Consider the following 6,079-nt stretch of genomic DNA (forward strand, 5'->3'; position numbering starts at 1 on the left):
TCTTGCCGCCCAACGCCTTCGGATCGGCCTCGGCGGCCAGCCGGCTGATGATCCGGTGTTCACCAGCAGCATGGCGGCGCGACACCACTTCGCGGCGATTCAACAGCGTCAACAATTCGGTATGACTCAAACCGTCGACCGACAACCCGAGCACCTTGTCGACCGCGGCCTCGAGCTCGTCGTAAGCCGCCACCACGGCATCCCGATCCGAACCCATACATCGAACACTAGTTCGAACCACCGACAGATTCCGCCCACTATCCACACGTGAAACCAAAGTGACACAAGTGAGTTCACGGCGTGGCGTCTGTACTCCGCGTGACTTGGAACAGTTTCACTTCACCGCTCACCCCTTTGAGGCGTCGCGCACCCGCCGAATGCCAATCGAAGTCACCGGTGCCGCCTACGGCGTCGCGCGTCGACTCGGCAACCAGCACTGTCCCCGGACGCGCGGCGGCGGTCACGCGGCTGGCCACATTGACGGGACTGCCGAACCAATCGCCTGCGCGGGTCACCGCACACCCCGACGCAAGGCCGATCCGTAAGCGCGGCAAGTCATTTGCCACTGCAGCATCGGCCAAGTCCAGCATCGCCGACAACAATGGCGCGGAGTCGAAGGACACCAGCATCACCGCATCGCCGATCGACTTGACGAACCGCACCGGGCTGACAGCCACGTCGTGGGCGAGTTCGGCCAACAAACTGGCCACGTGCTCCAACTCCACTGCCGGCAGAGCTTCGCCCAGCCGTGTGAACCCAGCGAGGTCGGCGAACGCCACGGTCACCGCCCGCGCACCGGGCAGAGTGCCGGCCGCTCGCTCTGCGGCGGTCACCGCCTCGATCTCGAACGAATGCCGCAGCACAATGCGAATCAGGTCTTCCATCAGCGGCCCGAGCATCGGGGCCGCCCGGAGCGCCAACTGCTCGGATCCCGCGGCAAGCTCGATCTCGCTGGCCCCAGGCCGCAGGATGGTCTTCAGCGCCGCCTCGCGCATGATCGCCGCCGCATGACCGAGGCTTTCGACGAGCACTCGCATGACGGCAACTGTGTCCTCGGGATCAATACCCAAGTCGAGGAACATCTTTGCGTGCGCTGCAGCCTCTCCGTCCGCGCGTAACAGGACGGCTGCGTCGGGATCGTCGATCCTCGGCAAGCCGATGGCCCGTTGCAGTCGCTGAAGTAGCTCGAGATCGACACCGGTCGACTCACAGACCTCACGCGCCGAGACGAATTCTCCATCATCGCCGAGCACCCGGTAGGCGGGCAGCATCAGCGGGGCGGCGACGGACGTGCGAATGTGCTCAACGGAGAACCCGCGCTCGAGCAGCCACTCGATCAGCTGCGCGCGATCCTCGCGCGCTTCACCTTCGAGGCCGTCCAGCAGGCCCAATGCCTCGATATCGAGGTCCGCCACAGCGTCAAGACTATTCTTCGTCGGCCGCGCGAGCGCGGAATAGCTTCACCTCGCCCTTTACCCCCTTGAGGTGCCGAGCGCCCGCGAATGACCAGTCGAAACCGTCAGCTTGCCCGATTGCCTCACGGGTTGTTTCGGAGACGAGCACCGCGCCGGGTCTGGCGGCGCCGGTGACACGACTCGCGACATTCACAGGGCTACCGAACCAGTCTCCGGCGCGACTGACCGCCTGTCCCGATGCGATCCCGACACGTAGCTGTGGGAAGTCATCGAACTTCTCGGCGGCCGCGAGCAAGGCCAGGGCGGTGCGCAGAAGCGCCACCGGATCGGTGCTGACAAACATCACCGCGTCGCCAATTGTCTTGATGAACCGCACCGGTGGGCTGACGACGTTGCGGGCAAGGCTGGACAGTCGACTGGCGAGAATCTCCAACTCTTCCGGCGGTACCGCTTCGCCCAGCCGGGTGAAGCCGACCAAGTCCGCGAACGCCACGGCGACGGTGCGGGCACCCGGGATCGTGCCGGCGGCTCGCTCGACGGCGTTGACCGCCTCGGTCTCCAGTGTGTGGCGCAACTGCATGCGCAACACGTCGTCACACAGTGGGCCGAGGAGCGGCGAAACCTGCTGGACCACGCCCTCGTACGCCTGCGCGAGCTGTAGCTCTGTGGCACCCGGCTGGATGACCGCCTCGAGGACTACTTGACGCATGGCCTCGGCTGTCTGGGCAAGGCCCTGCCCCAGCACGCGCGACACACTGATCACTTGATCGCGGCTCAAACCCATGTCGATGAAGACCCTGGCGCGCGCGGCGGCCTCACCGTCGACGCGCAGATGAACAAGCGCGTCGGGGTCCTCAGCGCGAGGTAGGCCCATCGCCCGTTGGATCGCCTCGAGGAATTCGAGGTCGATGCCCATTTCCTCACAGATCTGCCGCGCGGACACGTAGACGCCGTCGTCGCCAACGAGGCGACCAGCCGGCAGCAGCATTGGTGCGACCGCGTTACGCATCTGCTCGACGGTGAACCCCTTGCCCAGCAGCCACTCGATCAGTTCCGCCCGCTCGGCGCGCGCCTTGCCCTCGAGGCCGTCGAGCAAGCCGGACGCTTCGAGATCGACGTCATCGGCCACCGGCCAAACGTATACCGCCGCCAGCATGCAATATTGAAGTTCGATGACGGAATCGATGCTTTACGGGCTGCCGCCCATCATCGGCGACGACCCGCACACGCTGATCCTCGGCAACATGCCCAGCGTCATGTCGCTGGCCGCACAGCAGTACTACGCCAATCCACGCAACGCGTTCTGGCCAATCATGGGCGATCTGTTCGGTTTTGACACTGAGTCGCCCTACCCAGACCGCGTGACGGCGCTTCAAAGCCACCATATCGCCGTGTGGGACGTACTGAAGTCATGCCGGCGCGTCGGCAGCCTGGATTCGGCGGTGCAGCCGGAGAGCATGGTGCCCAACGACTTTCGGAAACTGTTCGACGAACATCGTGACATCCAACGAGTGTTCTTCAACGGTGCCGCTGCGGAGAAGAACTTCAACCGATTCGTTCGGGTCGCACCGGATCTGCGATACCAAAGACTGCCGTCGACCAGCCCTGCACAGACCATGAGGTTCGCGCAAAAGCTGGATGCCTGGCGGGTGGTCGGCGAGCTATGACACCGGAGGACGCCGCTGCGCCCAGGGTCGCGCCTTCTCGATCTGGCCGCTCAAAGACAGTAGCGTTGACTCGTCGAAGGGCTTGCCCACCAATTGAATTGACGTCGGCAAGCCCTTCGCGTCGAGTCCCCACGGCACGACGGCGGCCGGCTGTCCGGTCACGTTGAACAGCGCCTGGAAAGGCACCCGGGCGGCGACGAGCATCAGCGTCGATACCGCCCCTCGCCGCTGGTATTGGCCGATGCGCGACGGGCCCGTCGCGGTGCCGGGCGTGATCACGACGTCGACGTCGTCGAAGATCGACTGAATACGGTCGGCCACTTCACCTTCCAAAGCGCGGATCGCCGTCATCCGCCGGTCGGAGAACAACCCACCGATACGTGTAAAGCCCCGCGTACGAGGATCGAGGCGGTCGGGGCGCGGCAGGGCCTTCATGTCGTCGTAGGCGCCGCGGAAGTATCTCGGTAGCGCCTGCCCAAGCACCGCTGAGGGCGGATAGTCGGGATCTCGCATGATCACATCGTGGCCGAGCTCGCGTAGCAGGGCGCCGGCCTCTTCGACCGCGGCCCGCTGCGCCTTGCCGACGCGTGTGGTCAACGGCGGAGGCACCTTGGTGCTCAACGCAATCCGCAGCCGGCCTGGTGCACGCGCTGCGGCCGCCACGAATTCACCGTCGGTCGTCGTCGCGTCGAGGAACAATGCGGCGTCCTCGACCCTCCTGGCAATCGGGCCGTTCACACTCAGGCCGTTCCACGCGTCATCGTGTGGCGCCAGCGGCACCCGGTCGCGCTGCGGCTTGAGCCCGAAGAGCCCACACCATGTCGATGGGATACGGATCGAGCCCATGCCGTCGGAACCCAGCGCCAAAGGCGCCAAGCCAGCGGCCACCGCCGCGGCGCTGCCGCCACTGCTGCCGCCGGGCGTGTAGTCCGTCTGCCATGGATTACGCGTCGCACCGAACGTCACCGTCTCGGTAAACGACCAGATCATCAGCTCAGGAACGGAGGTCTTTCCGAGGATCACCGCGCCGGCATCTCGCAGGCGCCGAACCACTTCCGCATCCTGTGTGGGTGCGGGCCCATGGGCGGCACTGCCGTATGTGGTGACTTCGCCGGCGACGTCGACGTCGTCTTTGATGGCGATCGGCACGCCCAACAGCGGCAGCCGCTCCCCCGCGTTCAGCCGGTCTTGCGCAACGCCCGCCTGCTCGCGCGCACTATCCGCGAGCACCACGCGGTACGACCGCAGTTCGGGGTCCAACCGCTGAATGCGATTCAGGTAGACATCGAGAAGCGCGGGCGCGGTGATCGTGCCGTCGGCGAGCATCCGGGCCTGCTGAGCGGCACCGGCGAAGGCGAGCTCATCTGGATCCACCGCGGCAGCGTACGGCTTAGCCACCGTGCTCGGCAGCGTATTCGCTCGGTGTGCAGCCGAGCATCGAGCGGAAGTCGTTGATGAAGTGCGCCTGGTCGTACCAGCCGAGCCTCACCGCCAGGTCGGCGAAGTCGATGCCCGGCTGACGTTCGATCTCCAGCGCGGCCTGCTGCAGCCGATAACGGCACAGCACCCATTTCACGGGGACGCCGACGTAGCGGCGGAACACCCGCTGCGTGGTGCGTGCACTCCATGGCGAGAGTTCCATCACGTTCGCGACGCGGTGCAGTTTGTCGTCCTCTCGGATCCGCTCGACCAGCTTGCGCAGAAGAAGATAGGTGTCGTCGAGCGGAGCGTCGGTCGAGATCACGGATTCCATTGCATCCACACACTTCTCGACGTCGTGTGGAGCCTGCGGCAACAGCTCGTCGGCCCGTTCGACGCGGCCGGTCAGTGAACCGGCGTCGCGGCCGTATCGGGCGGTGAACCCGCCGGGATGAAAGCGTGCACCGACGACAGCGCCGGTGCCGCGGATCGTCGTGCGAAACACCCGTTCGACAACACCGTGCACCAGGACCGCAGGCAGCACGTGGCCGTGACGGCTGCCGTCGGTTCCCCACTCGTTGGTCAAGTGCACGGCGGGGAACGTGATGACCGTGCTCTCGTGGGGCTCGTCGAGGCTCCAGCGCACCGCCCAGAAGTGCTCGACGAAATGGGCGACGGGTCCCGCCGGCACCCACCGATCGAGGTCGAACAGCTCGGTGGTGCCAGCGCGGCCGACTACGCCGCGCATGGGTGCCGCCGTGCTAGTTGATCCGGATGACGTACGTTCCGTCTTCATCGCGTTCAACCTGTCGGTCAACTGCATCGACCCAGACAGCTGGGTCGCTGGGCGAGCCCACGAACGCGTTCTGTATGCCACCGCCCGGCTGCAGGTAAACACTCCACTCTTCGGCCGGCGAGAAGATAGTCACGATCTCTTCGCCATCCGCACGGCGGATCGAGAGCGTATGGGCGTTGAGTCCCCGTTCGTCGATCTCCGCTTCGTCCTCGTCCAACTCGTCGTCACGGTCTGCGTCGTCGTCGTACATGCGGGTCAGCGTAGCGGCGCGGACATGTCGCGTTTTTCCAAGCGTCCGCGCAAACCGTGCAACGAAACTGGCGGATATGAGCGTGAAACCGATTCCGGAGGGCTACACCAGCCTGACCCCATTCCTATGTGTGGACGGCGCTGCGGCGGCGATCGACTTCTACCTCAACGTGTTCGGCGCGAAGGTCATCGATCGCATGGACGGTCCGAACGGCACCGTCGCACATGCCGAACTCGATTTCGGCAACGGTCGGCTACAGCTCGGTGACCCCGTGGAGGCATATCAGATTGTGGCCCCCGATCCGAAGGCGCCGGCCACCCACTCGATCGCGTTCTACTGCGCGGACGTCGACGACGTGGTGGCGCGTGCCGAGGGGGCCGGCGCCACGATCCGCGAGCCTGCGCAGACGTTTGTCACCGGCGACCGCTTCGCGTCGATCCTCGACCCGTTCGGCCAGCGCTGGACCGTGATGACCCGCGTCGAAGACGTCTCGCCCGAGGAGCGTGACCGCCGCATGGCCGAGTGGGCCAAG

General features: G+C 65.6%; 7 protein-coding genes and 1 pseudogene. 2 read left to right on the forward strand and 6 right to left on the reverse strand.

Features of this window, described 5'->3' with window-relative positions; all coding sequences use genetic code 11:
- From VJV41_RS17885 to VJV41_RS17895, 3 genes and pseudogenes are all read right to left on the reverse strand, one after another.
- Window positions 1–217: pseudogene (locus VJV41_RS17885) on the reverse strand (hypothetical protein); the annotation flags it as partial.
- Window positions 218–293: 76 nt separating this feature from the next.
- Window positions 294–1,415 carry an adenylate/guanylate cyclase domain-containing protein gene (locus tag VJV41_RS17890; protein WP_325336062.1) on the reverse strand — a complete coding sequence of 374 codons (1,122 nt, stop codon included), beginning with the start codon at window positions 1,413–1,415 and terminating at the stop codon, window positions 294–296.
- 10 nt (window positions 1,416–1,425) lie between these two features.
- Window positions 1,426–2,571, reverse strand: coding sequence for an adenylate/guanylate cyclase domain-containing protein (locus tag VJV41_RS17895; RefSeq protein WP_325336064.1), 1,146 nt, complete (start codon window positions 2,569–2,571; stop codon window positions 1,426–1,428).
- 16 nt (window positions 2,572–2,587) lie between these two features.
- Here VJV41_RS17895 and VJV41_RS17900 point away from each other — a divergent pair, with 16 nt between their 5' ends.
- On the forward strand, window positions 2,588–3,082 hold the full coding sequence (locus VJV41_RS17900) for a DNA-deoxyinosine glycosylase (RefSeq protein WP_325336066.1): 495 nt from the start codon (window positions 2,588–2,590) through the stop codon (window positions 3,080–3,082).
- Here the strand turns inward: VJV41_RS17900 and VJV41_RS17905 are convergent.
- From VJV41_RS17905 to VJV41_RS17915, 3 genes are read right to left on the reverse strand one after another with little or no spacing between them, the layout of a single operon-like run.
- Window positions 3,077–4,456, reverse strand: coding sequence for an amidase (locus VJV41_RS17905; RefSeq protein WP_325336068.1), 1,380 nt, complete (start codon window positions 4,454–4,456; stop codon window positions 3,077–3,079). The two genes, VJV41_RS17900 and VJV41_RS17905, sit on opposite strands and share 6 nt — an antisense overlap.
- A 16-nt stretch (window positions 4,457–4,472) precedes the next feature.
- A complete protein-coding gene (locus VJV41_RS17910) occupies window positions 4,473–5,249 on the reverse strand; it encodes a helix-turn-helix domain-containing protein (RefSeq protein WP_325336070.1) in 777 nt (258 codons plus the stop codon).
- Between the two features lie 13 nt (window positions 5,250–5,262).
- Window positions 5,263–5,547, reverse strand: a complete 285-nt coding sequence (locus VJV41_RS17915) for a hypothetical protein (RefSeq protein ID WP_325336072.1) — start codon at window positions 5,545–5,547, stop codon at window positions 5,263–5,265.
- Window positions 5,548–5,623: 76 nt separating this feature from the next.
- On the opposite strand from VJV41_RS17915, the gene VJV41_RS17920 reads away from it, so the two are divergent.
- The coding region (locus VJV41_RS17920) for a VOC family protein (RefSeq protein WP_325336074.1) at window positions 5,624–6,079 on the forward strand (456 nt) is incomplete at its 3' end.

It is taken from the genome of Mycobacterium sp. (genome assembly GCF_035274705.1).
Lineage (GTDB): Bacteria > Actinomycetota > Actinomycetes > Mycobacteriales > Mycobacteriaceae > Mycobacterium.